Raw genomic sequence first — 22,747 nt, forward strand, 5'->3', positions numbered from 1 at the left:
ACCCATGGCTGAACAGATCCCCCTTGAGATCCCCGACAATCCGCGTCTGGCCGACAACATCACCCATTTCGCCCGGGCCCTGCGGCGGGCCGGGCTGCCGGTGGGGCCGGGCCGGGTGATCGACGCGGTGCGCGCGGTCGAGGCGGCGGGGTTTTCCGAAAAGGCCGATTTCTACTGGACCCTGCACGCCTGTTTCGTGAACCGCCCCGAGCATCGCGCGGTCTTCAATCAGATCTTCCGCCTTTACTGGCGCGATCCGCGCTACCTCGAACACATGATGTCGATGATGCTGCCTGCAATTCGCGGCGTGCAGGAGGAAAAGGTCGCGCAATCGGCAGAAAAGCGGGCTGCGGAGGCGCTGCTCGACGGCAACCAGCCCGACCTGCCGGAGCCGCCGGAGACAGAGAAGGAAGAGGAAACGGTGATCGAGGTCGATGCTTCGCTCACCATGTCCGCCGAGGAAAAGCTGCGCCGCCTCGATTTCGAACAGATGTCCACCGCCGAGATCGCCGAGGCCAAGCGCATGCTGGCGCGGCTCAAGCTGCCGGTCAAACCCATCCCGTCGCGGCGTGGGATGGCGGCGCTGCACGGGCGCAAGACCGACTGGCGGCGCACCATGCGCGCGGCGATGCGTCAGGGCGGAGAGATCCGGGCGCTGGCCCATATGACGCCGCGCCCGCGTTGGCCCAACCTCGTGGTACTGTGCGACATCTCCGGCTCCATGTCGCAGTACAGCCGGATGGTGCTCCATTTCCTGCATGCGGTGGCCAACGAAAAGGGCGCGGGCTGGGCCAAGGTGCATGCCTTCACCTTTGGCACGCGGCTGACCAACATCACCCGGCACCTGGCCACCCGCGATGTCGATGCCGCCTTGCGCGCCGCCGGGGCCGAGGCGCAGGACTGGGAAGGCGGCACGCGCATCGGGTCGAGCCTGCATGCCTTCAACCGCGACTGGTCGCGTCGGGTCATGGGGCAGGGGGCGGTGGTGCTGTTGATCACCGACGGGCTGGACCGTGACGACAGCGGCGCGCTTGAGCGCGAGATGGAGCGGCTGCATCTGTCGTCGCGGCGGCTGATCTGGCTGAACCCGCTGCTGCGGTGGGACGGGTTCGCGCCCAAGGCCACGGGCATCCGCACGATGCTGCCGCACGTCGACAGCTTTCGCGCCGGCCATTCGGTCAAATCGCTCGAGGATCTGGCGGCGGTGATTTCCCGGCCCGATGACATGGGAGAAAAGGCGCGCCTTATCAGTATGTTGTCCGGCTGAACGCCGCCATCGGCGAAGGTCCGCCTGCGGCTTTGGGAAACCTTACACGACATGGCGCGTTGTCTGCCCGAGCCGCCGTTGCGGCAAAGGAAAAGGACGATACCAATGACATCCGGACTTTTGAAATCCACCACCGCCATGATGCTGGTGATCAGCATGTCTGTGACGCCCGCCATCGGTTATGCACAGCAGGACAATGGCGAGAACGCGGAGTTGACCGACGAGGAACTGCTGCGTCTGAAGCTTGAAGAAGAGGCCGAAAAGGCCGCCGAGGAAGGTCAGGGTCTGGTCAATCAGGCTCAGGACGCGCTGCGCGGCAATGCAGAGCAGCCAGAAGCCGAAGCCGGGTCCGAGGTCGCGGAGGAAACGCCTGCCGAGGATGCCCCGGCGGCAGAGCCCGAGGTTGCCGAGGAGGCCCCCGCTGAGAACGCTCCGGCCGCAGAACCTGAGGTCGCCGAAGACGCCCCTGCCGCGAATGAACCCGCCGCCGAACCGGACGTCGCGGAAGACGCGCCTGCGGCCGAACCCGAGGTTGCCGAAGAGGCACCCGCCGCAGAGGCACCGCAAGCCGAGCCGGAAGTGGCCGAGGAAGCGCCGGCCGGAAACGCCCCGGCAGCCGAAGCCGAAATGGCCGATGACGCCCCGGCGGCCGAGCCGGACGTGGCGCAAGACGCCGATCCTCAGGGAACCACCGACGAAACCGTGGTGGAACGTGGCAGCAACGCTTTGCGCGGCTCTGCCGAAGAGCCTGCCGCCGAGACGGCGGCTGCGGACGAGCCCGCCCCTGAAACCGCAGCCACCGAAGACGCAGAGCCGATGGACTCCGCAGCGCAGGCCGAAGCACAGGCCGAAGCCGATGCAGCAGCCACCGGATCGCTCGCCGCCAGCGGCGAAGGCGAGGTGGAAGAGGCCGAGGTGGTCGAGGAAACCGTAACCGAGGAAACTGCCCGCAGCTCGGCCGAGGAGTTCGACACCGACCTTCGCGGCGAAGCGCGTGCGCGCAACACCGATGACGACGACGATGATGATGGGTTGAGCAACTTTGAAAAGGCCGCTTTGCTTGGGCTCGGCGCCGTGACCATCGGGTCGCTCCTGCGCAACAACGAAACTGTTGCGGCCAACACCGGTGACCGCGTCGTGGTCGAACGGGACGGTCAGTACCGCATCATCAAGAACGACGACGCGCTGCTGCGTCAGCCCGGATCGGACGTCAAGACCTACCGCTATTCGGACGGCTCGACCCGCACGGTCGTGACCCGCACCGATGGCATCGAGGTTGAAACCGTGCGTGCCGCCGATGGTCGCGTTCTGCGCCGGACGCGGACGCTGGAAGACGGCTCTACCGTGGTGTTGTTCGATGACACCCAAGCGTCGCAAGACGTGGTGGTCAACGATCTGCCGCAAACGACCGACCGCCGGACCGTGCAGTTTGCCGACGTCGACCCTGACGATCTCGCGGCCACGCTGGCCTCGGCGCAGGCGGCCAACGTCGACCGCACGTTCTCGCTCAGCCAGATCCGCAACATCGACGCGGTGCGTCAGCTGGTGCCGGAAATCAACGTCGATACGATCAACTTCGAGACGAACTCCGCTGTGATCCGGCCCGAAGAGGCAGAAGAACTCGCCGCCTTGGGCAACGCCATGCGCGCAATGATCGCTGACAACCCGTCCGAGGTGTTCCTGGTCGAAGGTCACACCGATGCGGTGGGCGCAGGCAGCTACAATTTGGCCCTGTCGGACCGTCGGGCCGAGTCGGTCGCGCTGGCGCTGACGGAGTATTTCGACGTGCCGCCGGAAAACCTGGTGGTGCAGGGCTACGGTGAAAGCGATCTGCTGATCCGTACCCCCGAAGCCGAACGCGCCAACCGCCGTGCCGCGGTGCGCCGGATCACGCCGCTGCTGGATGGCGCGACCTGATCGGGCTTGACTGACGGAAAACCAAACCCCGCGCAGGCTACCTGCGCGGGGTTTTTTTGTCCTGTATTAAAAAAGGCTCAGGCAAAGGCGGCGGCAAAACTGCCCCGGAAGCTCGCCGATGCCTCGGCCAGTGGCATGTCCGATGTGCCCATGCGGATGACATCGCCGCCAAAGCGGCCCACGGTTTCGATGCTGATCCTCGCCTGCGCCGCCGCTGCCATCAATGCTTCGGCCTGATCAAAGCTGCAGGCGATCAGGTAACGCGCCTGATCCTCGCCAAAGAGCGTGCCCATATTGCCCGCATCCAGCGTCACGCCCAGGCCCGACGCCTCGGCCATCTCGAATGCGGCAAGCGCAAGCCCACCGTCCGACAGGTCGGTGCAGCAGGTGATGAGCGCGCGGTTGTCGCGGATGAAGGTGCCGTTGCGCAGCTCCGCCTCAAGATCGACGGCCGGGGTGTCGCCGTCTTCGCGGTTGAATACCTCGGCCAGCAGGGCGGACTGGCCCAGGTGGCCTGTGGTTTCGCCTACGAGCAGCGCCAGATCGCCGTCCTGCGCATAGCCCAGGATCGGCTCTTCGCCGGCTGCGATCAGGCCGACCGCGCCGATGGTCGGGGTGGGCAGGATGCCGACCCCGTCGGTTTCATTGTAAAGCGATACGTTGCCCGACACGATCGGCATGTCGAGCGCCAGACAGGCCGCGCCTATGCCCTGAAGGGCCCCCACGAACTGCCCCATGATGCTGGGCTTTTCCGGGTTGCCGAAGTTGAGGTTGTCGGTGGTGGCAAGCGGCTTTGCCCCCACGGCGCAGAGGTTGCGGAACGCCTCGGCCACCGCCTGTTTGCCGCCCTCGACGGGATTCGCCTTGACGTAGCGCGGGGTGACATCGCTGGTGAAGGCAAGCTTCTTGTCGCTGCCGTGCACGCGAATGACGCCCGCGCCAAAGCCCGGGATGCGCATCGTGTCGGCCATGACCTGGCTGTCGTACTGTTCATAGACCCATTCGCGGGAGCAGTAATTGTCGCTTGTGATCAAGGCTTTGAGCGCGTCGATGGGATCGACCTGCGGCACCTCGGCCAGTGGCGCGGCAGGGGGTGTCTCCTCCCAGGGGCGGTCGTACTCGGGCGCATTGCCCGACAGCGCCTTGAGCGGCATGTCGGCCTTGACCTCGCCGTGGTGCACGATCAGGAACCGGTCCTCGGCGATGGTTTCGCCGACAATGGCGAAATCGAGGTCCCATTTCACGAACACCGCCTTCGCCTCGGCCTCTTTCGCCGGGTCCAGCACCATCAGCATGCGTTCCTGGCTTTCGGACAGCATCATTTCGTAGGCGGTCATGCCCGGTTCGCGGGTCGGCACCTTTTCCAGATCCAGCCGCACGCCCAGATCGCCCTTGTCGCCCATTTCCACCGCCGAACAGGTCAGCCCCGCGGCGCCCATGTCCTGAATCGAGATCACGGCGCCGGTCTGCATCAGCTCCAGCGTCGCCTCCATTAGGCGCTTTTCGGTGAAGGGATCGCCAACCTGAACGGTGGGGCGCTTTTCCTCGATGCTTTCGTCGAATTCGGAGGAGGCCATTGTCGCCCCGCCGACACCGTCGCGACCGGTCTTGGCGCCCAGATACACCACGGGGCGACCGACGCCGCTGGCGGCGGAATAGAAGATCTTGTCGGCGTCGGCGAGCCCTGCGGCAAAGGCGTTGACCAGGCAGTTGCCGTTATAGGCCGCGTGGAACCGCACCTCGCCGCCCACGGTCGGCACGCCGAAGGCGTTGCCGTAGCCGCCCACGCCTTCGACCACGCCATGCACCAGGCGCCGGGTCTTGGGGTGCGCGCGTTCGCCGAAGGACAGCGCGTTCATCGCGGCGATTGGCCGTGCGCCCATGGTGAAGACGTCGCGCAGGATGCCGCCCACGCCGGTCGCCGCGCCCTGATAGGGTTCGATGTAGGAGGGGTGATTGTGGCTTTCCATCTTGAAGACGACCGCCTGGCCATCGCCGATATCGACCACCCCGGCGTTTTCGCCGGGGCCGCAGATCACCTGGGGGCCGGCGGTGGGCAGGCCGCGCAGATGCTTCTTGGAGGATTTGTAGGAACAGTGTTCGTTCCACATGGCCGAAAAGATGCCCAGTTCCGTGAAAGTGGGTTCGCGGCCCATGATCTCGAGGATACGGCTGTATTCGTCGGGTTTGATCCCGTGCGCTGCGATCAGATCGTCGGTGATGGCCGGGTCTTGCATAGGCGTGAAATCCCCCTCGGAACGGTTGTGCGCTCTTTAGTGGAGCATGGCGCCCGGGGGAAGGGGGCGGCTGGCAAAAACGGGGACCGGGTGCCGGGGCCCGGCCTCAGTCGTCCGCGGCCTCTTTCGCGCGCTTGTTCTTCTTCAATCGCTTGATCGCCCGGTCCAGCCGTTTGCGAATTCGGATGCGCTGCTTCTTGTCGCGGATGGTCGGATCCTTCCGCAGTCCCGCGCGACGCTTGGTGAGGTTTGCGATCACCTCGTCTATTTCCTCGACATCCAGCGGCTTGGCCTCGGCATCGATGGCCTTGTCCAGCTGCTTTCCGGTCTTCGACAGATCGTCGATGGCCTTCTTGCTTGCCTTGAAGGCGCGTTTGGATTGGGTGCTTTGAAAGACGTAAGTGATGCCGCCCACCAGCACGATGACCAGCCCGGCCAGGATCTGCGCCGGCCAGGACCAGCCGAAGAGGCACACCACCGCAGGCCCGCTGAACAAGATACGACCCCGCAGATAGTTCGCGGTTGTGGGCGTATAGGCGATGGATTCGAAGGCCGCGACGCGCTGGAAATAGGCGGCCATCGCATCCTCGATCGCGTTCTGATGCTTGCCTATGTCCTTTTTCGAAAGTCTTTCTAGATCGTGCAGCGGCGCCAGCAGGGCGGCGCGGTCGGTCTGATCCAGGCACAGCCCTTCGATGCGCGCCTGAAGCGCCGCAAGCGTGTCCTTGAAAAGCGTGGGATCCGGTTCGAAGCGGTCGTCGGGGCTGGCACCGCTGAGGTCGCGCAGGGTGAAAAGCCGCTCGACAAAGGGCAGGGCCACCTCATAGGCGCGGCCTTCGCCGCCGGTCAGGCACATCACCTGCGGAAAGACCCCGTCGATCAGATCCTCGGCGTCGCGGGCAGAGATGTCGTGGCCCATGCCGCGGACAAGGCAGAGCATGCCATCCTCGACCGCATCCGCAAGCGCGGTGGAATCGCCCGCGCGGCAGGCGGTTTGCATGCGGTCAAGCGCAGCGGTGAGGGCGGCGCGTGTCTCACCCCGGAGACAATTATATGCCTCCTTGCGCTCGATGGCAGACAGTGTTTTGGAAACGGCCTCGAATGAATTGGTCTGCATGATAGATTCCTTCCCCTCTGGAGGGACAAAAACATCATTAAAAGCAATAATTTCACGTCAAAAACGGGACCAGCCTACCACGTTCGGGCCGGATCGCCAAAAAAAAGGCCGAGCATAAAGCTCGGCCGTAGTCCAACAGGGAGGTTGAAGATGATGCGCCGATTGGCGTCCCATCGTTCGATTGATGAAATAAGCGCCGGTCCGCGAACGATCAAGAAATTTCGTGTCGCAGGTGCAGCATTTCGGGTATGCGTGTGATGCATACCACAGCTGTCAGGCCTCTTCCTTGGCGCGCATGGTCCGGCGGTAGGCGATGATTTCATCCTGCACGAAATCGCGGAATGCGGCTATGCGTTTGGATTGGCGCAATTCTTCCGGGTAGGCAAGAAACACCGGCACCTCGACGGATTCCACGTCCGGCAGCACCCGCACCACCGAGGGGAAATCCTCGATGATGTAATCGGGCAACACGCCGATCCCGAGATTCGAGATCACCGCCTGCAACACGCCGAAATAGTTGTTCACCGTCAGGGTCGACCCGATGTCATGCGTCATCAGTTCCTGCACCAGGCTCATGCCCGCATGCACCTGCGCGGACCGGGTGTTCTGGCAGATCAGCCGGTGCTGGTACATTTCGTCGACCGACTCGGGCGCGCCGTTCTGGGCCAGATAGTCGGGCGACGCGTAAAGCCGCATGCGAATGTGCATCAGCCGTTTGCGGATCAGGTCGGCCTGGCTGGGCTCTTTCATGCGAATCGCCACGTCAGCCTCGCGCATCGGCAGGTCCAGCACCCGTTCCTCAAGCATGAGGTCGATGTTGAGGTCGGGGTATTTCTCGTAAAGCTTGGGCAGGCGCGGCGCCAGCCAGAGCGAGCCGAAGCCGGTCGTGGTGGTCACGCGCAATTCGCCGAACACCTCTTCCTCGCTGTCGCGGATGCGCGCGGTGGCGGCATCGATGCGTTTGAGCATCGACGAGGTCGCGTCGAACAGCAGTTCCCCCTGTTCGGTGAGAATCAGGCCACGCGCGTGGCGGTGAAACAGCGTGGTGTTCAGCGATTCCTCAAGCGCGCGGATCTGGCGCGATACCGCCGACTGCGACAGGTGCAGCGTGTCCCCCGCATGGGTGAGCGAGCCGGCATCCGCCACGGCATGAAATATTCTGAGCTTGTCCCAGTCCATACTGATAACTTTCCGTTGGTCGGCGTCTTCTTACACGAAAGAATGAAGTTTTTTAGCGCATAAGGCGGTGTAGGCTGATTTTTACAACCAGAAACCGCTGGTAAGGTCAGCGATTATGACCTAAAATCGCTCTATATGTACGATCATTGAGCGACGGGAGGCGACCGATGACCAAGCAGGACATATCCCTGAACGACCGCTTTGATCTGGGCAAGGACCAGGTGCTTTTGAACGGCACACAGGCGCTGGTGCGGCTGATGCTGATGCAAAAGGCGCGCGATGCAAAGGCGGGATTGAACACCGCGGGGTATGTCACGGGCTATCGCGGCTCTCCTCTTGGTGCGGTCGACATGCAGATGAACCGCGCTGCCAAGGAACTGGCGGCGGCGGATGTGCTGTTTCGCGAAGGGTTGAACGAGGATCTGGCGGCCACCGCGCTGTGGGGCAGCCAGCAGGCCGAACTGCGCGGTGAAGGCAAGTACGACGGGGTCTTTGGCCTTTGGTACGGCAAGGGACCGGGGGTCGACCGGTCGGGCGACGTGATGCGCCATGCCAACATGGCCGGCAGTTCGAAACATGGCGGTGTGATCATGGCCATGGGCGACGACCACACCGGCGAATCCTCGACCGTGCTGCACCAGTCGGAATGGGCGATGGTGGATGCCTACATGCCCGTCGTGTCGCCCGCAGGCGTGCAGGAAATCCTCGACTACGGGATCTATGCCTTTGCTTTGTCGCGGTTTTCCGGGCTTTGGGTCGGGCTCAAGACCATGAAGGATACCGTTGAAGTCACATCGGTGGTGGATGGCCGCCCCGACCGGATGTCGCTGGTCGCCCCCCAATTCGACATGCCCGAAGGTGGGCTGAACATCCGGCTGGCGGACACGCCGCACGCGCAAGAGGCGCGGATGATCGACCACAAGCGCTTTGCGGCCGAGGCGTTTTCCCGCGCAAACCGGATGGACAAGCGGGTCTGGGGCAAGCCCGGGGCCAGGATCGGCCTTGTGGCGGCGGGCAAGAACTGGCTCGACCTCGTGCATGCGCTGTCGCTTCTGGGCGTGACCGAGGACGAGGCCGAGCGGCTGGGCATCACCACCTACAAGATCGGTCAGACCTTTCCGCTGGACATGCAGGGCTTTCACGACTGGGCCGAAGGGCTGGACCTGATCGTGGTGGTCGAGGAAAAGCGCAAGCTGATCGAGGTGCAGATCAAGGAAGCGATCTTTGACGACCGCCAGGGGCGCCGGGTCTATGGCTGGCACAAGGGCGGCGGCGCGGGGTCCATGCATGGGGAAGAGCTGTTCCCGACGCGCGGCGCGCTGGACCCGTTCCTGATCGCGGAAAAGCTGGGCGAAATCTTCATCGAGGAAGGGCGCGGCACCGACCGGATCAAGGCGGGGCTGGCGACGCTGGCCGAGGCGCGCCGCGCCGACAATGCCGAGGAAATCGCGGCACGGCTGCCCTATTTCTGTTCCGGCTGCCCGCACAACAGTTCGACCAAGGTGCCCGACGGGTCGCGCGCCTATGCCGGGATCGGCTGTCATTACATGGTGCAATGGATGGACCGGTCGACCATCGGGTTCACCCACATGGGCGCCGAAGGGGCCAACTGGATTGGCGAGGCGCCGTTTTCAAAGCGTGACCATGTGTTCCAGAACCTGGGCGACGGCACCTATAATCATTCCGGCGTCCAGGCGATCCGCGCGGCGCTGCTGGCGGGCACGAACATCACCTACAAGATCCTCTTCAACGACGCCGTGGCCATGACCGGCGGGCAGAGGAACGACGGCGGGCTGACCCCGCAGCAGATCGCGGCCGAACTGACCGCGATGGGGGTGGGCACCGTGGCGGTGGTCTACGATGAAAAGGAAGAGATAGACCGCGGCGCATTCCCCAAGGGCGTGGCGCTGCACGAACGTGCAGAGCTCGAATCCGTGCAGAAGACCCTGCGCGAGATCGAGGGTGTGACCGCGCTCATCTATGTCCAGACCTGTGCCGCCGAAAAGCGCCGCCGCCGCAAGCGCGGCACCTTTCCCGACCCCGACAAGCGGGTCTTCATCAACACAGACGTCTGCGAAGGCTGCGGCGATTGCGGGGTACAGTCGAACTGCGTGTCGATCGTGCCGCACGAGACCGAGTTGGGCCGCAAGCGGGCGATCGATCAATCCTCGTGCAACAAGGATTTTTCCTGCCTCAAAGGCTTTTGCCCGTCTTTCGTGACGCTGGAGGGCGCGGAGCTGCGCAAGGGCGACACGACGGAGATTGACCTGCCCGACATGCCCGAGCCGGAGTTGCCGAACATCGACGGCACCTGGAACGTGGTGGTGACAGGGGTGGGCGGCACCGGTGTCGTGACCATCGGGGCGGTGCTCGCGCAGGCCGCGCAGATCGATGGCAAGGGGGCGGGCATGATGGAGATGGCGGGCCTTGCCCAGAAGGGCGGTGCCGTGCATATCCACTGCCGCCTCGCCGAAAAGCCCGGCGATATCAGTGCGATCCGCGTCGCGACCGGAGAGGCCGATGTGCTGATCGGCGGCGATCTGGTGGTCAGCGCCGGGGCCAAGACGCTGGGGCTGATGAAGACGGGCCGCACCGGCGGCGTGGTCAACAGCCACGAGATCATCACCGGCGATTTCACCCGCAACACCGAATTTTCGCTTCCCTCGGACCGGCTGACAGTGGCGCTGAAGGCCAGGCTGCGCGAGCGGCTGGACCTATTCGATGCCTCGGAACTGGCGCGGGTCACGCTGGGTGATTCGATCTTCTCCAACATGATGATCCTGGGCGCGGCATGGCAGCGCGGGCTGGTGCCGCTGTCGAAGGCGGCACTGGTGGCGGCGATCGAGCTGAACGGGGCGGCGGTGGCGAAGAACCTGCGCGCCTTCGAGATCGGCCGCTGGGCGGTGCTGCACGCAGAGGCGGCGGCGCAGCTCCTTCGTCCTGCGGACGTCGTCGCCTTGCCGCGGACGCTGGCGGACCGGATCGCCTACCGCACGGACCATCTGGTGGCCTACCAGGGCAAGCGGCTGGCCAAACGCTACCGCACGCGGCTGGACGCCATCGACGATGCGGCTGTGAAAGAGGCGGTGGCCAAGGGCTATCACAAGCTTTTGGCCTACAAGGACGAATACGAGGTGGCGCGTCTGCATCTCGAGACCCGTGCCAAGGCCGCCGCGCAGTTCGGCGGCGATTTCCGCATGTCCTTCCACCTCGCTCCGCCGCTGTTGTCGAAGGAGGGCGCGGACGGCCGCCCGGTCAAGAAGCAATACGGCGAGGGCATGCTGCGCTGGTTCGGCCTGCTGGCGCGCATGAAGGTGCTGCGCGGCACGCCGCTTGACCCCTTCGGCCGCACCGAAGAGCGGCGGATGGAGCGGGCACTGATCAAACAGTATGAGGCGGATCTGACAGAGGTGCTGCCACGGCTGACCCCGGCCACCCGCGACGCGATTCTGGCCCTGGCCGAACTGCCGCTGCAGATCCGCGGCTTCGGCCCGGTCAAACAGGCCAACGAGGTCAAGGCCGCCAAGCGCCGAGAGGAACTGCTGGCGGTGATCCGGGCCGGTGGAGCCGCGTCCGACAAGGCGGCGGAGTGAGCGTGACATGAAACGTTTACACGGCTGTTACACATCTGCGCCATGAGAGGCGCGACACCAGCTAGGGGGCCCGTGCATGGACAACCAGCGCCAGATCGCGCGTGACATCAGCTATTCCTTCTCCGCCAGCACCCGCGGCGGGCGCGCGATGATTCGCCTGATGGAGAATGCGACTGGACGGCTGAGCCTGATCAAGCGCGCGCGCGGTTACGAGGCCGAGGTCGCAGCGGGGCGCGACTTCTGGCAGGTCATGGTCGAGCGCTACGGGCTGCAGCTCGATGTCGTGGGCGGCACGCTGAACGACATTCCGCGAGACGGACCGCTCATCGTCATCGCCAACCATCCCTACGGCATCCTCGACGGGCTGATGCTGGGGCATATCCTGTCGGTGGTACGCGGCGATTTCCGCATTCTTGCGCACCGCATCTTTCGCAAGGCAGCGGACCTCGAGCAGGTGATCCTGCCGGTATCGTTCGACGGCACCCGCGACGCGGTGGCGCAGAACCTCGACACCCGCAAGACGGCGCTGCGCTATCTCGCGCAGGGCGGTGCGGTCGGAGTGTTCCCCGGCGGCACGGTGTCGACCGCCGCCACGCCCTTTGCAAAACCCATGGACCCGGGCTGGCGCAGCTTTACCGCGCGGATGGTGGCGAAGAGCGAAGCCACGGTAGTGCCAGTTTATTTCGACGGCCATACCAGCAGGCTGTTTCAACTGGCCAGCCATCTGCACACCACGCTGCGGATGGGCCTGCTGATCAAGGAGTTCCGCAAACGGGTGGACACGCCGGTGCGCGTGGTCATCGGCAAGCCGATACCGCAGCCCGAATTGCAGGCCCGCGCGCAGGACTGCCGCGCAATGATGGATTTCCTGCGCAAAGCGACGTATGAGCTTAGTCCAAATCCTCTGACGTCTTTCGATTACGGTTTCGAATTCGAAGAACGCTGGAAGATCAAGGCGTAAGCCATACTGAACCAGGGAAAGTCCGTCATGGCGGTGGGTGTGTTCGATTCGGGACTGGGTGGATTGACCGTGCTCGACAAGGTCGCGGCGCGGTTGCCCGATGTGCCGTTCGTGTATCTGGGCGACAGCGCCAACGCGCCTTACGGCGTGCGCGATGCCGACGACGTCTACAAACTCACCTGCGCCTCCGTGGAGCGGCTGTGGGAGGCGGGGTGCGATCTGGTGATCCTGGCCTGCAACACCGCCAGTGCCGCGGCGCTGCGGCGGATGCAGGAAAGCTGGATTCCCGCCGACAAGCGGGTGCTGGGCGTCTTTGTGCCGCTGATCGAGGCGATGACAGAACGGCAGTGGGGCGACAATTCCCCGCCTCGCGAGGTGGCGGTGAAACATGTGGCGCTGTTCGCCACGCCCGCAACGGTGCGCAGCCGGGCGTTCCAGCGCGAACTGGCGTTCCGCGCCATCGGCGTGGATGTCGAGGCACAGGCCTGCGGCGGTGTCGTCGATGCCATCGAAGAGGGCGACATGATCCTGGCCGAGGCGCTGGTCCGCAGCCATGTGGACGCGCTCAAGCGCAAGATGCCCGACCCCGATGCGGCGATCCTGGGCTGCACGCATTATCCGCTGATGCAGGAGATCTTTCAGGATGCGCTGGGTCCGGAGGTTTCGGTTTTTTCCCAGGCCAACCTCGTGGCGGAATCGCTGGCCGATTATCTGCAGCGGCATCCCGACATGATGGGGCCGGGCACGCAAGCCAGATTCCTGACCACGGGCGACCCGCGGCGGGTGTCGGACCGCGCCACGCAGTTCCTGCGACGACAGATCACATTCGAGAAAGCCTGAGGCTTTTCAGATCGTTGTTTTCCGTTTCAGATGCTAATGTCGCGCGCAAGGCCGCGCAGAGGACGACCATATGACCCATAAAATCGCCATCATCGGGGCCAGCGGCTATACCGGGGCCGAACTGATCCGGCTGATCGCCACGCATCCGAACATGCAGATCGCCGCGCTGGCCGCCAATTCCAAGGCCGGGCAAAGCATGGCGCAGGTGTTTCCGCATCTGCGGCACCTCGACCTGCCGGACCTTGTCACCTGGGAGCAGATCGATTTCAGCCAGATTGACCTGTGTTTCTGCGCCCTGCCGCACAAGACCAGCCAGGAGGTCATTCGCGAGCTGCCGCAAACTCTCAAGATCGTTGATCTTTCCGCCGATTTCCGGCTGCGTGACCCCGAGGATTACACCAAGTGGTACGGCAATCCGCACGGTGCCGTCGAGATGCAGAATGAGGCGGTCTACGGCCTGACCGAGTTCTATCGCGACGCCATCGCCAAGGCGCGGCTGGTGGCGGGGACCGGCTGCAACGCGGCGACCGGGCAGTTCATTCTGCGCCCGTTGATTGCCGGGGACGTGATCGACCTGCAGGACATCATCCTCGACCTGAAATGCGCCGTGTCGGGCGCGGGCCGCAGCCTCAAGGAAAACCTGCTGCATGCAGAGCTTTCGGAAGGCACGAACGCCTATGCGGTCGGCGGCACGCACCGGCATCTGGGCGAATTCGATCAGGAGTTTTCGGCGCTGGCCGGGCGGCCCGTGCACATCCAGTTCACGCCGCACCTGATCCCGGCGAACCGCGGCATCCTTGCCACGGCTTACGTCAAGGGCGATCCTCAAGCCGTTTATAACACGCTGGAAAAGGCCTACGCCGCCGAGCCGTTCATCGAGGTGCTGCCCTTCGGCGAAACCCCGTCGACGCATCATGTGCGCGGCTCCAACTTCTGCCATATCGGTGTGACCGGCGACCGGATCGACGGGCGGGCGATCGTGGTGGGTGCGCTCGACAACCTGACCAAGGGCAGTTCGGGCCAGGCGTTGCAGAATGCGAATTTGATGTTAGGTGAAGACGAGACGGCCGGGCTGATGCTCGTGCCATGCTTCCCGTAGCCTGACGAGAGATGAGGAGACACGTGCATGGCACTGAAATCGCTCAAGAAACAGCGCCGGATTCAAGTGGTGGCCGTGGCCATCGTGGCGCTGGTGATTTCGACCGCGCTCATCGGCTATGCGATGCGTGACGGGATCAACTTCTTCCGTTCGCCCAGCCAGGTGGCAGAGGCGCCGCCGTCGCCGAACGAGGTCTTCCGCATCGGCGGGCTGGTCGAGGAAGGCTCGCTCATCCGCGGCCAAGGGCAGGAAATCCGCTTCAGCGTGACCGACGGCGGCGCGTCCGTTCCGGTGACCTATGCCGGTGTGCTGCCCGATCTCTTCGAGGAAAACCAAGGTATGGTGGGAACGGGCCGATATGTGGATGGCACCTTTCAAGCCACGGAAATCCTTGCCAAACATGACGAGACCTACATGCCCAAAGAGGTGGTCGACGCGCTTAAGGAGCAAGGCGTCTACCAGCCGGCCGAGGGCAGCCCGGGCAGCTAGGTCTTCTTGATCGGCACGCCGTAAAGCTCCAGCCGGTGGCCTTTGAGCCGATAGCCCAGCTTTTCGGCGATCTTTTCCTGCAGCGCCTCGATTTCGGGGTCGACGAATTCGATCACCTCGCCTGAGTTCATGTCGATGAGGTGATCGTGATGATCGCGTTCGGCATCTTCGTACCGCGCGCGGCCGTCGCCGAATTCCAGCCGTTCCAGGATGCCCGCCTCCTCGAACAGCTTCACGGTGCGGTAGACCGTCGCGATCGAGATGCGCGGATCACGATCAGCGGCGCGGCCATAGAGCTCTTCCACGTCCGGATGATCGGTCGAATCCTCCAGCACCTGCGCGATGGTGCGGCGCTGGTCGGTCATGCGCAGACCCTTGGCTTCGCAACGGGTGATGATCGTGTCGGTCATGCCGGGCCTCTTGCGGAACGTCCCCCGTCTTAGCCAGAATCGCGCCGCAAGGCCAACAGCCGATCCGCGCAACGGGTTGACTTTCTGCACCGCAGAGGCCATGTGCAGGTCACCGACGACCTTCTGCCGCGTGAGCAGGGCGACCGGCGCCAGATGCGCCATGGGTCTGACAAGGTGTCGGGATTGCTTCCAAAATCACGCGTGGGGCAGGGGGTGCGGCGGCATCCGGGCATCCGGTCCGAACGCTGACACGACGCCCCGCCACAAGACCGGCACCTGTCATGGGCCGGTGATGGGCCGCGCGATGCGGTCCGAAAGGATAAGTTTTGAACGATTTTACCAACATGGGCCTGCCGGAAAAGCTGGTGGCGCGTCTGACCGACATGGGCCTGACCGAACCGACCCCGATCCAGACAGGCGCCATTCCGCATGCGATGCAGGGCCGCGACGTGATGGGCCTGGCCCAGACCGGCACCGGCAAGACCGCCGCCTTCGGCTTGCCGCTGGTGGCGCAGATCCGCGCCATGGGCCGTCCCGAACCCAAGGGCGTGCAGGGGCTGGTGCTGGCGCCGACGCGCGAACTGGCCAACCAGATCGCAGACACGCTGAAAGAGCTTGTGCAGGGCAGCCCGCTCAAGGTCGCGGTGGTGGTGGGCGGCCAGTCCATCAACAACCAGATCAAGCGGCTGGACCGCGGCGTCGACCTTCTGGTCGCGACGCCCGGACGGCTGATCGACCTGCTGGACCGCCGCGCCGTGCGGCTGGGGGCGACGAAGTTCCTGGTGCTGGATGAGGCTGACCAGATGCTCGACATGGGGTTCATCCACGCGCTGCGCCAGATCTCAAAGCATCTGCCGTCTGAACGGCAGACGATGCTCTTTTCGGCGACCATGCCGAAGCTGATGGAAGAGCTGGCGGGCGAATACCTCAAGAACCCGCAAAAAGTGCAGGTCTCCCCCCCGGGCAAGGCTGCCGACAAGATCGAACAGTCGGTGCATTTCATTGCCAAGTCGGAAAAGCAGAAGCTGCTGATTGAATTGCTCGACACGCACCGGGACGAACTGGCGCTGGTCTTTGGCCGCACCAAGCACGGGTCGGAAAAGCTGATGAAACAGCTTGAAAAGGCCGGGTTTGCGGCCGCGTCGATCCACGGCAACAAGAGCCAGGGCCAGCGCGAACGCGCGTTGCAGGCCTTCCGCGAGGGCAAGGTAAGGGTGCTGGTTGCCACGGATGTGGCGGCGCGGGGCCTCGATATCCCGGCGGTGCGGCATGTCTATAACTTCGATCTGCCGAACGTGCCGGAAAACTACGTCCACCGCATCGGGCGCACCGCGCGTGCCGGTCGCGAAGGGGCGGCTGTGGCGTTTTGCGCGCCGGACGAGATCGGGGAGCTGAAGGCGATTCAGAAGGTGCTCAAGATGAGCATTCCGGTAGCCTCGGGGCGGCCCTGGGAAGGGCTGGATACGCCCGACCGTGGCGGACAGAAACGTGGTAACGGTGGGCGCGGCGGGCAGAAGCCCGGCGCCCCCAAAAGCAGCAACCGGCGTCGCCGCAGGCCGAACCGTGCCAAAGCGGCCTAAGCTGTGAACTGACCCGCGCGCGGCCCCCCCGGGGCTGTCGCGCGGGTCGCCGCACCTCTGGTGGTCAGAGGGCCTGCCGCATGATCGCCCGCCTGCGCCGCGCCTGCCGGTCGGTGATCAGCAGGTAAACCGCCAACGTGCCCACCACCAGCGCGCCGCCGATAAGCATCCGTGCCGTCGGTGCCTCGCCGGTGCCCAGCCAGACCCAGAGCGGCCCCAGAACCGTTTCCAGCAGCATCAGAAGGCTGACGTTCGCCGCCGCCGTGTGGCGCGACGCGACAGACAGCGCAAGGAAAGACGCGGGCAGGATCAGAATCGCGGCGACCGCTATCGCCCAGACCGTGCCATCGGTCATTCGCGCGGGTTCGGTGACGGTGATCCCCAAGGTGCCCGCCAGCAGCGCGCCCGCGCCGACGCAGAGCAGGATCGGTACGTTCGGATGATGGCGCAGCGTCACGAAGCTGAGCGCCAGCGTCATCGCAACCCCCAGTCCGCAGGCTGCCCCGACAAGCGCACGCGGGTTCAGCGCGGTCGCGCCCTTGCCCGACACGGCAAGGACGATCCCCGCCAGCACAAAGGCAATGGCGATCCACGTGGCGCGCGGCGTCGCCTCTCCATGCAGGACCCGCGCCAGAACGGCGGCGCAGACCGGGACCGTCGCCACCGCGATCAACACCACCGACACCGGCGCGCTGGCGATGCCGATGGGAAAAAGCGTGGCGTTGATCGCCTGACACGCCACCACGGTCACGCCCGCGCCGGTCACAAGCACACGCAGGTCGGGCAGCCGTTGTCGGCTGGTCAGCAGCCAGCCGATGAGGAAAAGCGTGCCCATCGACAGGCCGCGCCAGCCCAGCATCTGAAAACCGTCCATGTCCGACCAGCGCATGAACAGCGCGTCGGGCGACAGCAGGATCGCGCCGAAGGTTGCCAGAAGCAGCCCGAAGAGGGGATGCCCCGTCATGATGGGCGCATCAGTTGTAAAGCGGCTTCAGCCCCATCTGCATGTGCAGCATGTTCACCGTCGGTTCATCCAGCTTCATCGCGCGGGCCAGTTCGTCCAGATACTCCGCCTCGGCCTGGGTATCGACGCGGATCGTCATGAGCGAGGCGGAATAGACCTGCATGCGCTGCGCGTCGGGCGTGTCGACAGCCAGGGCGATGGGGTCGACCTTGGCCTTGAGCTGCGCGGCCACGAATTCCATATCCTCGGCGCTGGCATCGTCGCCCACGGTTTCGAGGATCTTGGCTTTTTCGGCCGCGTCGATGCCGCCGTCGGCCTTGGCCGCCTGGATCATCGCGCGCAGCATCAGGGCCGCGCTTTTCTCTGCCTCGGGCGCGGTGTCGGCGGTGTTGAACTGGTCCAGCAGACCGCCCAGGCCTTTGCCCTGCATCGCCGCCGCGCCGCCAAGCGCGCCCATGACGCCCGCAAGCCCGGACCCGCCGCCCGAGGGGACAGAGGACAAGAGCCCGCCCTTTTCGCCCTGCGGCGCGGCAGAGCCGCCGCCCATGAAGGCCGAAAGGTCAACGCCGCCCTCTTGCAGCTTTTGCATCATTGCCGCCATCGGATTGCCCGCACTTCCGGCCCCCCCGGCGCCGCCCATCATCGCCGAAAGATCGACGCCGCTTTCCTTGAGCTTGTCCATCATCGCCTGCATCGGATTGCCGCCCGAGGACATGTCGCCGCTCATCGCATCGGCCATCTGGGCCTGCGTGGCGGAGGCCGGATGCTGCCCCTTGATCTGCGCGCCGCCGCCCAGAAGGCCGCCCAGCCCCTGACCGCGGCCCAGCTTGTCGACCCCGCGTGCCGCGGCATAGCCGATCGCGACCTTGGCCAGCGTTCCCATAAGACCCATGACAAATCCTTTCCTGCAAAGCTTCGATTGTCGCCAGCATGGCACAGATTTCGGGCATGTGCAGGGGAAAAGGGCAGGCAGCCTCGCAGCCCGGGCCGAAGCGCGCGCGCCTAGTAGAGCCGCAGCAGCCGCAGCAGCAGCCAGACGAGGCCCCCCATGGCCAGCGTCGCCAGTGTCAGCAAGGCAAAGGCCATCGGCGTGTCGGTGCCAGGCATGCCCGCGACGTTGACGCCGAAGAGCCCGGTCAGAAAGCCCATCGGCAGAAACACCGCCGCCACCACCGAAAGCGCATAGGAATTGCGCGAGAGCCGCGCGTTCTGCGCCATGTCCAGATGATCGGAAAGGGCGGCGAGCCGTTCTCGCACCGCCGTCAATTCCTCGACCGCGCGCTGCGCGCGGTTGGCGATCTCACCCAGATCCTCGCGCGCATCCTCGTCCAGCACGGGCGACCGTTTTTCTGCCAGCGCATGCAGCGCCGTGGCTTGCGGGTTGAGGAACCGCCCCAGCCGGATCGCGGCGCGGCGCAGCTCCGGGACCTGGCGGCATTCCTGGGCGGTGTCATCCTCGAACAGGACATCCTCAAGCTCGTCGAGGATATCCTCGAGAGCCACACCGTTCTCCTCGATCTTGTCCATCAGCTTTTCGCAGAGCGACGCAAGGAAGGCGCCCGGCGCGGGCGGGGCCTTTCCGGCCTCGACCTCGGCGCGCAGTTCCTCGGCCGCGAAAACCCGGCGTCTGCGCGACGACACGATCAGGGTTTCGGTGACCCAGAGCCGGATCGACACCATGTCCTCGCGCGTTTGTCCGGCATTGAGGTTCAGCCCGCGCAACGCCACGATCAGCCCGCCCGTATGGGCCAGGACCCGGGGGCGGGTTTCCACCTGCTGCAGGGTTTCGGCGGCCAGCTCGGGCAGCGTCGCGTCAAGCCAGTCCGCGGTGTCGGGGTCGGCCAGGTCGCAATGGACCCAGCGATAGGCGGCGGCGCAGGGACGCGTCAGGTCCGTGACCGGTCGGGCGGTGCCGTCGGCGGCGATGTCGAAAGCGCAGATGGGAGTCATGGGCGGAGCCTTGTCGAGATTTTCCCAAACGCTAGCACCAGTCGCGCGCCGGATGCCAGAGAGGGTTGACGCGGCCGCGCGCCGGGTGTCCAAGCGGGGTATGGAACGCCGCAGCTCGATCGATTTGGCCGGTGCCTCGGGGCTGGTGGTCTTTGCCAGCGTGCTGGCGCTCAACCAGGTGGTGATCAAGATCACCAACGGCGGATTCAGCCCGGTTTTTGCCGCCGCCCTGCGGTCTGTTCTGGCGCTGATGGTGCTGGGGCTTTGGGTCTGGTTTCGGGGCAAGCGGTTTGACGGTCTGCGCCGGACGCTTTGGCCGGGGATGTGCCTGGGTCTGTGCTTTGCCTTTGAATTCATTTGTCTTTTCATCGCGCTTGACCTCACCACAGTATCGCGGGCGTCGATCCTGCTGTATTCGATGCCGGTCTGGCTGGCCACGGTTGCGCATTTCTGGCTGCCGGGGGAAACGCTGTCGCGCCGCCGCGCGCTGGGGTTGGCGCTGGCCATGGCGGGCGTGATCTGGGCGCTCTTCGATCCCGAAAGCCGCGGCGCAGGCGATCTGCGCGGCGACCTTCTGGCGCTGCTGGCGGCCTTTGCCTGGGCGGGCATCGCGCTGACGGTGCGCCTGACCCGCGTGTCGGACGTGCCGGCGGAGACGCAGCTTTTCTGGCAACTGGCGGTGTCCGGCGTGATCCTGATTGCGGTTGCGCCGCTTTTCGGCCCGTTGATCCGCGATCTGGCGCTGGTGCATTGGGCGGGCCTGGGCTTTCAATCGGTCGTCGTGGCGAGCCTGGGGTTCCTCTTCTGGCTGCGGCTGCTGACGATCTACCCCGCGTCGGACGTGGCGGCCTTCAGTTTTCTGTCGCCGGTCCTGTCGGTGGCCATGGGCTGGCTGCTGCTGGGGGAGCCCTTGGGGCCGGGCATCCTGGGCGCGCTGGCGCTGGTGGCGGTGGGGATCGTGCTGATCAACCGGCGGGCCAAGCCCAATGAGATCCCCTGACGGGGATACGAGAGACGCTGTCTCTCGTGCTCTCTGGAGGTATTTTACCAAGAAGAAGAGGGGGGGGGTCAGGTGCCGCAGAAAGTGGCAGGCACCACCTCGTCCGGCAGCGGCGCGCGGCGCAGATCGGCTGTGTCCGGGTTGTCGTCAAAGGGGGTCGCCAAAGCGGCGTTGAGCCGGTGGAACGGCGCGTCGTCGCCCGCGACGGCGGCGGCGATCATCTCCTCCACCCGGTGATTGCGTGGGATGATCGCGGGGTTGGTGGCGCGCATGAGGGCCTGAGGGTCCGGCTCATTCGCGAGGCGGTCCTGCCAGCCGGTTTGCCAGTCGTCGAATGCGGCGGGGTCGGTGAATTCGTCCCGTGCGGTGCCGTCCGACAGGGCGCGGAAGGTGTTGGTGAAATCGGCGCGGCCCGCCTGCATCCGGGTGAGCAGGTCGGCGATCAGGGTCTTGTCCTCGGGGCGCGGGGTGCTGATGCCGATCTTGGCGGCAAAGCGGCGCTCCCACTCGGCGCGGATCAGATCGGGCATGGCGTGGACCTGTGCGGTGAACTGCTCCACCGCCGCCTCCGGCTCGGGCATCAGGGGGATCAGCGCGGTGGCCAGCTGCGCCATGTTCCAGACGATGATGTCGGCCTGGGCGGCGTAGCCGTAGCGCCCGAAGCGGTCGATCGAGGAAAACACCGTTTCGGGGTCGTAGGCATCCATGAAGGCGCAGGGGCCGTAGTCGATGGTTTCGCCGGAAAGCGTGCAGTTGTCGGTGTTCATGACGCCGTGGATGAAGCCCAGGCTCATCCACTGCGCCACCAGCGCCGCCTGTCGTTCAATCACCCGCTGCAGCAGCTCGGCGGGGTCTTTGGCATCCGGATAATGTCGCGCCAGCGTATAGTCGTAGAGCGTTTGCAGCGCGCCGAGATCGCGCCGGGCGGCGAAGATCTGGAAGGTGCCGACGCGGATGTGGCTTTGTGCCACGCGGGTCAGCACCGCGCCTGGAACCGGGCCGGTGTCGCGGATGATATCCTCGCCGCTGCGCACGGCGGCCAGCGCGCGGGTCGTAGGCACGCCAAGCGCGTGCATCGCCTCGCTCACCACATATTCGCGCAGCACCGGGCCCAACCAGGCGCGCCCGTCGCCCATGCGGCTGTAGGGAGTGGGGCCGGACCCCTTGAGCTGGATGTCGCGACGCATGCCGTCGCGCCCCACGGTTTCACCCAGCAGGATCGCGCGGCCGTCGCCCAGTTGCGGGTTGAATTGGCCGAACTGGTGGCCTGCGTAAAGCTGCGCCAGCGGTGCCGCGCCATCCGGAACGGCGTTGCCGCCGAAGATCGCGGCCAGGCGCGGATCGTCGGTGCCGGTGAGCCCCAGCTGATCGGCGAGCGATTGATTGAAGGCGATCAACGCGGGCTGTGCCACCGGCGTCGGGTCGAGCCGGGTGAAGAACCCGTCGGGCAGGGCGGCATAGCTGTTGTCGAAGGGGATGTGCAGGGTCATGGCGCAGATATAGGGACTACGGGCCGCTTTCGCCAGCGGGGTTGTCAGCGGGCAGATCGCGCTAGGGTCATGGTCAGACCCGATGGACCGGGACAGACAGGAGACTTGGACAATGACCGCAACGGACCAGATCGGAATGGCCCTGAAGGACCGCCCCGAATTCAAGAAAAAGCCCAAACCGCTCAGCTTTGAGGCCGATGTCATGGTCAGCGAGGCCGTGGCCGCAATGAGCGCGCGCAACTACGGGTCGGTGATGATCGTGGACGATGACGCGCGGCTGATCGGCGTGGTGACCGAGCGCGACATCATGCGCAAGCTGGTGAACGAAGGCCGCGACGCCAAGACCACCCCGCTGCAAGAGATCATGACCCGCGATCCGCGCGTGGCGCATGACAGCGACGATGTGGTGGACTGGCTGCGGATCATGTCGAACGAACGCTTCCGCCGCCTGCCGGTGGTGGATGACGAGGGGCGGGTGCAGGCGGTTTTCACCCAAGGCGATTTCGTCAGCTACACGTGGCCCGACCTGATCTACCAGGCCAAGGAACTTGCCAAGGCCAGCGTGGGCCGCAACTATCCGATCTGGATGATCGGCGGCGGCATAGCGCTTTATTCGCTTCTGATGGTGGTCGTGGTCGCGTCCGTCACCTGACG

18 protein-coding genes are annotated in these 22,747 nt (G+C 65.1%); 10 read left to right on the top strand and 8 right to left on the bottom strand.

Translation table 11 applies throughout. The features are described from left to right. The first annotated feature begins 4 nt into the window (after positions 1-4). On the top strand, positions 5-1,267 hold the full coding sequence (locus tag ACOXXX_RS00790; RefSeq protein WP_422824633.1) for a vWA domain-containing protein: 1,263 nt from the start codon (positions 5-7) through the stop codon (positions 1,265-1,267). 105 nt (positions 1,268-1,372) lie between these two features. After that, complete coding sequence (locus tag ACOXXX_RS00795) at positions 1,373-3,184, top strand: OmpA family protein (RefSeq protein ID WP_422824634.1); 1,812 nt, start codon at positions 1,373-1,375, stop codon at positions 3,182-3,184. A gap of 77 nt (positions 3,185-3,261) precedes the next feature. Here ACOXXX_RS00795 and purL read toward each other — a convergent pair whose 3' ends face one another. The 3 genes from purL to ACOXXX_RS00810 form a co-directional block, all read right to left on the bottom strand. Further along, the gene (gene purL / locus ACOXXX_RS00800; protein ID WP_422824635.1) at positions 3,262-5,421 is read right to left on the bottom strand and encodes a phosphoribosylformylglycinamidine synthase subunit PurL; all 2,160 of its coding nucleotides are present in this window, start codon (positions 5,419-5,421) and stop codon (positions 3,262-3,264) included. 106 nt (positions 5,422-5,527) lie between these two features. Beyond that, positions 5,528-6,538 carry a hypothetical protein gene (locus ACOXXX_RS00805; protein WP_422824636.1) on the bottom strand — a complete coding sequence of 337 codons (1,011 nt, stop codon included), beginning with the start codon at positions 6,536-6,538 and terminating at the stop codon, positions 5,528-5,530. 273 nt (positions 6,539-6,811) lie between these two features. Beyond that, entirely contained in the window at positions 6,812-7,717 is a 906-nt protein-coding gene (locus ACOXXX_RS00810) for a LysR family transcriptional regulator (protein ID WP_422824637.1), read from the bottom strand. A 167-nt stretch (positions 7,718-7,884) separates the two neighbouring features. Here ACOXXX_RS00810 and ACOXXX_RS00815 point away from each other — a divergent pair, with 167 nt between their 5' ends. The 5 genes from ACOXXX_RS00815 to ccmE all read left to right on the top strand — a co-directional run bounded on the left by ACOXXX_RS00815 (position 7,885) and on the right by ccmE (position 14,699). Beyond that, positions 7,885-11,310: an indolepyruvate ferredoxin oxidoreductase family protein gene (locus tag ACOXXX_RS00815; RefSeq protein ID WP_422824638.1), complete on the top strand. Its 3,426-nt coding sequence runs from the start codon at positions 7,885-7,887 to the stop codon at positions 11,308-11,310. Positions 11,311-11,386: 76 nt separating this feature from the next. Then, positions 11,387-12,271, top strand: a complete 885-nt coding sequence (locus tag ACOXXX_RS00820; protein WP_422824639.1) for a lysophospholipid acyltransferase family protein — start codon at positions 11,387-11,389, stop codon at positions 12,269-12,271. 27 nt (positions 12,272-12,298) lie between these two features. Further along, positions 12,299-13,111 carry a glutamate racemase gene (murI, locus tag ACOXXX_RS00825; protein ID WP_422824640.1) on the top strand — a complete coding sequence of 271 codons (813 nt, stop codon included), beginning with the start codon at positions 12,299-12,301 and terminating at the stop codon, positions 13,109-13,111. A 70-nt stretch (positions 13,112-13,181) separates the two neighbouring features. Next, positions 13,182-14,210, top strand: a complete 1,029-nt coding sequence (argC, locus tag ACOXXX_RS00830) for an N-acetyl-gamma-glutamyl-phosphate reductase (RefSeq protein ID WP_422824641.1) — start codon at positions 13,182-13,184, stop codon at positions 14,208-14,210. Positions 14,211-14,237: 27 nt separating this feature from the next. Continuing rightward, on the top strand, positions 14,238-14,699 hold the full coding sequence (gene ccmE / locus ACOXXX_RS00835) for a cytochrome c maturation protein CcmE (protein WP_422824642.1): 462 nt from the start codon (positions 14,238-14,240) through the stop codon (positions 14,697-14,699). Here ccmE and ACOXXX_RS00840 read toward each other — a convergent pair. Then, positions 14,696-15,109: a Fur family transcriptional regulator gene (locus tag ACOXXX_RS00840; protein WP_422824944.1), complete on the bottom strand. Its 414-nt coding sequence runs from the start codon at positions 15,107-15,109 to the stop codon at positions 14,696-14,698. The genes ccmE and ACOXXX_RS00840 overlap by 4 nt on opposite strands. Before the next feature lie 326 nt (positions 15,110-15,435). Between ACOXXX_RS00840 and ACOXXX_RS00845 the strand changes: the two genes are divergently transcribed. Next, positions 15,436-16,689: a DEAD/DEAH box helicase gene (locus tag ACOXXX_RS00845; RefSeq protein ID WP_422824643.1), complete on the top strand. Its 1,254-nt coding sequence runs from the start codon at positions 15,436-15,438 to the stop codon at positions 16,687-16,689. 64 nt (positions 16,690-16,753) lie between these two features. On the opposite strand, the gene ACOXXX_RS00850 is transcribed toward ACOXXX_RS00845, so the two are convergent. From ACOXXX_RS00850 to ACOXXX_RS00860, 3 genes are all read right to left on the bottom strand, one after another. Further along, a complete protein-coding gene (locus tag ACOXXX_RS00850; protein ID WP_422824644.1) occupies positions 16,754-17,653 on the bottom strand; it encodes a DMT family transporter in 900 nt (299 codons plus the stop codon). 10 nt (positions 17,654-17,663) lie between these two features. After that, complete coding sequence (locus tag ACOXXX_RS00855) at positions 17,664-18,545, bottom strand: DUF533 domain-containing protein (protein ID WP_422824645.1); 882 nt, start codon at positions 18,543-18,545, stop codon at positions 17,664-17,666. A gap of 110 nt (positions 18,546-18,655) precedes the next feature. Continuing rightward, entirely contained in the window at positions 18,656-19,603 is a 948-nt protein-coding gene (locus tag ACOXXX_RS00860) for a zinc transporter ZntB (protein ID WP_422824646.1), read from the bottom strand. A gap of 100 nt (positions 19,604-19,703) precedes the next feature. Between ACOXXX_RS00860 and ACOXXX_RS00865 the strand changes: the two genes are divergently transcribed. Then, positions 19,704-20,603 carry a DMT family transporter gene (locus ACOXXX_RS00865; RefSeq protein WP_422824647.1) on the top strand — a complete coding sequence of 300 codons (900 nt, stop codon included), beginning with the start codon at positions 19,704-19,706 and terminating at the stop codon, positions 20,601-20,603. A gap of 68 nt (positions 20,604-20,671) precedes the next feature. On the opposite strand, the gene ACOXXX_RS00870 is transcribed toward ACOXXX_RS00865, so the two are convergent. Beyond that, positions 20,672-22,093: a protein adenylyltransferase SelO gene (locus tag ACOXXX_RS00870; protein WP_422824648.1), complete on the bottom strand. Its 1,422-nt coding sequence runs from the start codon at positions 22,091-22,093 to the stop codon at positions 20,672-20,674. A 112-nt stretch (positions 22,094-22,205) separates the two neighbouring features. On the opposite strand from ACOXXX_RS00870, the gene ACOXXX_RS00875 reads away from it, so the two are divergent. After that, positions 22,206-22,745, top strand: coding sequence for a CBS domain-containing protein (locus ACOXXX_RS00875; protein ID WP_422824649.1), 540 nt, complete (start codon positions 22,206-22,208; stop codon positions 22,743-22,745). Positions 22,746-22,747 lie beyond the last annotated feature (2 nt).

Origin of the sequence: Thalassococcus sp. BH17M4-6 (assembly GCF_049323015.1) — a bacterium.
In the GTDB taxonomy this organism is placed as follows: domain Bacteria; phylum Pseudomonadota; class Alphaproteobacteria; order Rhodobacterales; family Rhodobacteraceae; genus Puniceibacterium.

Coding starts and splice junctions, on each gene's coding strand:
- ACOXXX_RS00790 (WP_422824633.1), top strand. CDS start 5: ATGGCTGAACAGATCCCCCTTGAGATCCCCGACAATCCGCGTCTGGCC.
- ACOXXX_RS00795 (WP_422824634.1), top strand. CDS start 1,373: ATGACATCCGGACTTTTGAAATCCACCACCGCCATGATGCTGGTGATC.
- purL (WP_422824635.1), bottom strand. CDS start 5,421: ATGCAAGACCCGGCCATCACCGACGATCTGATCGCAGCGCACGGGATC.
- ACOXXX_RS00805 (WP_422824636.1), bottom strand. CDS start 6,538: ATGCAGACCAATTCATTCGAGGCCGTTTCCAAAACACTGTCTGCCATC.
- ACOXXX_RS00810 (WP_422824637.1), bottom strand. CDS start 7,717: ATGGACTGGGACAAGCTCAGAATATTTCATGCCGTGGCGGATGCCGGC.
- ACOXXX_RS00815 (WP_422824638.1), top strand. CDS start 7,885: ATGACCAAGCAGGACATATCCCTGAACGACCGCTTTGATCTGGGCAAG.
- ACOXXX_RS00820 (WP_422824639.1), top strand. CDS start 11,387: ATGGACAACCAGCGCCAGATCGCGCGTGACATCAGCTATTCCTTCTCC.
- murI (WP_422824640.1), top strand. CDS start 12,299: ATGGCGGTGGGTGTGTTCGATTCGGGACTGGGTGGATTGACCGTGCTC.
- argC (WP_422824641.1), top strand. CDS start 13,182: ATGACCCATAAAATCGCCATCATCGGGGCCAGCGGCTATACCGGGGCC.
- ccmE (WP_422824642.1), top strand. CDS start 14,238: ATGGCACTGAAATCGCTCAAGAAACAGCGCCGGATTCAAGTGGTGGCC.
- ACOXXX_RS00840 (WP_422824944.1), bottom strand. CDS start 15,109: ATGACCGACACGATCATCACCCGTTGCGAAGCCAAGGGTCTGCGCATG.
- ACOXXX_RS00850 (WP_422824644.1), bottom strand. CDS start 17,653: ATGACGGGGCATCCCCTCTTCGGGCTGCTTCTGGCAACCTTCGGCGCG.
- ACOXXX_RS00855 (WP_422824645.1), bottom strand. CDS start 18,545: ATGGGTCTTATGGGAACGCTGGCCAAGGTCGCGATCGGCTATGCCGCG.
- ACOXXX_RS00860 (WP_422824646.1), bottom strand. CDS start 19,603: ATGACTCCCATCTGCGCTTTCGACATCGCCGCCGACGGCACCGCCCGA.
- ACOXXX_RS00865 (WP_422824647.1), top strand. CDS start 19,704: ATGGAACGCCGCAGCTCGATCGATTTGGCCGGTGCCTCGGGGCTGGTG.
- ACOXXX_RS00870 (WP_422824648.1), bottom strand. CDS start 22,093: ATGACCCTGCACATCCCCTTCGACAACAGCTATGCCGCCCTGCCCGAC.
- ACOXXX_RS00875 (WP_422824649.1), top strand. CDS start 22,206: ATGACCGCAACGGACCAGATCGGAATGGCCCTGAAGGACCGCCCCGAA.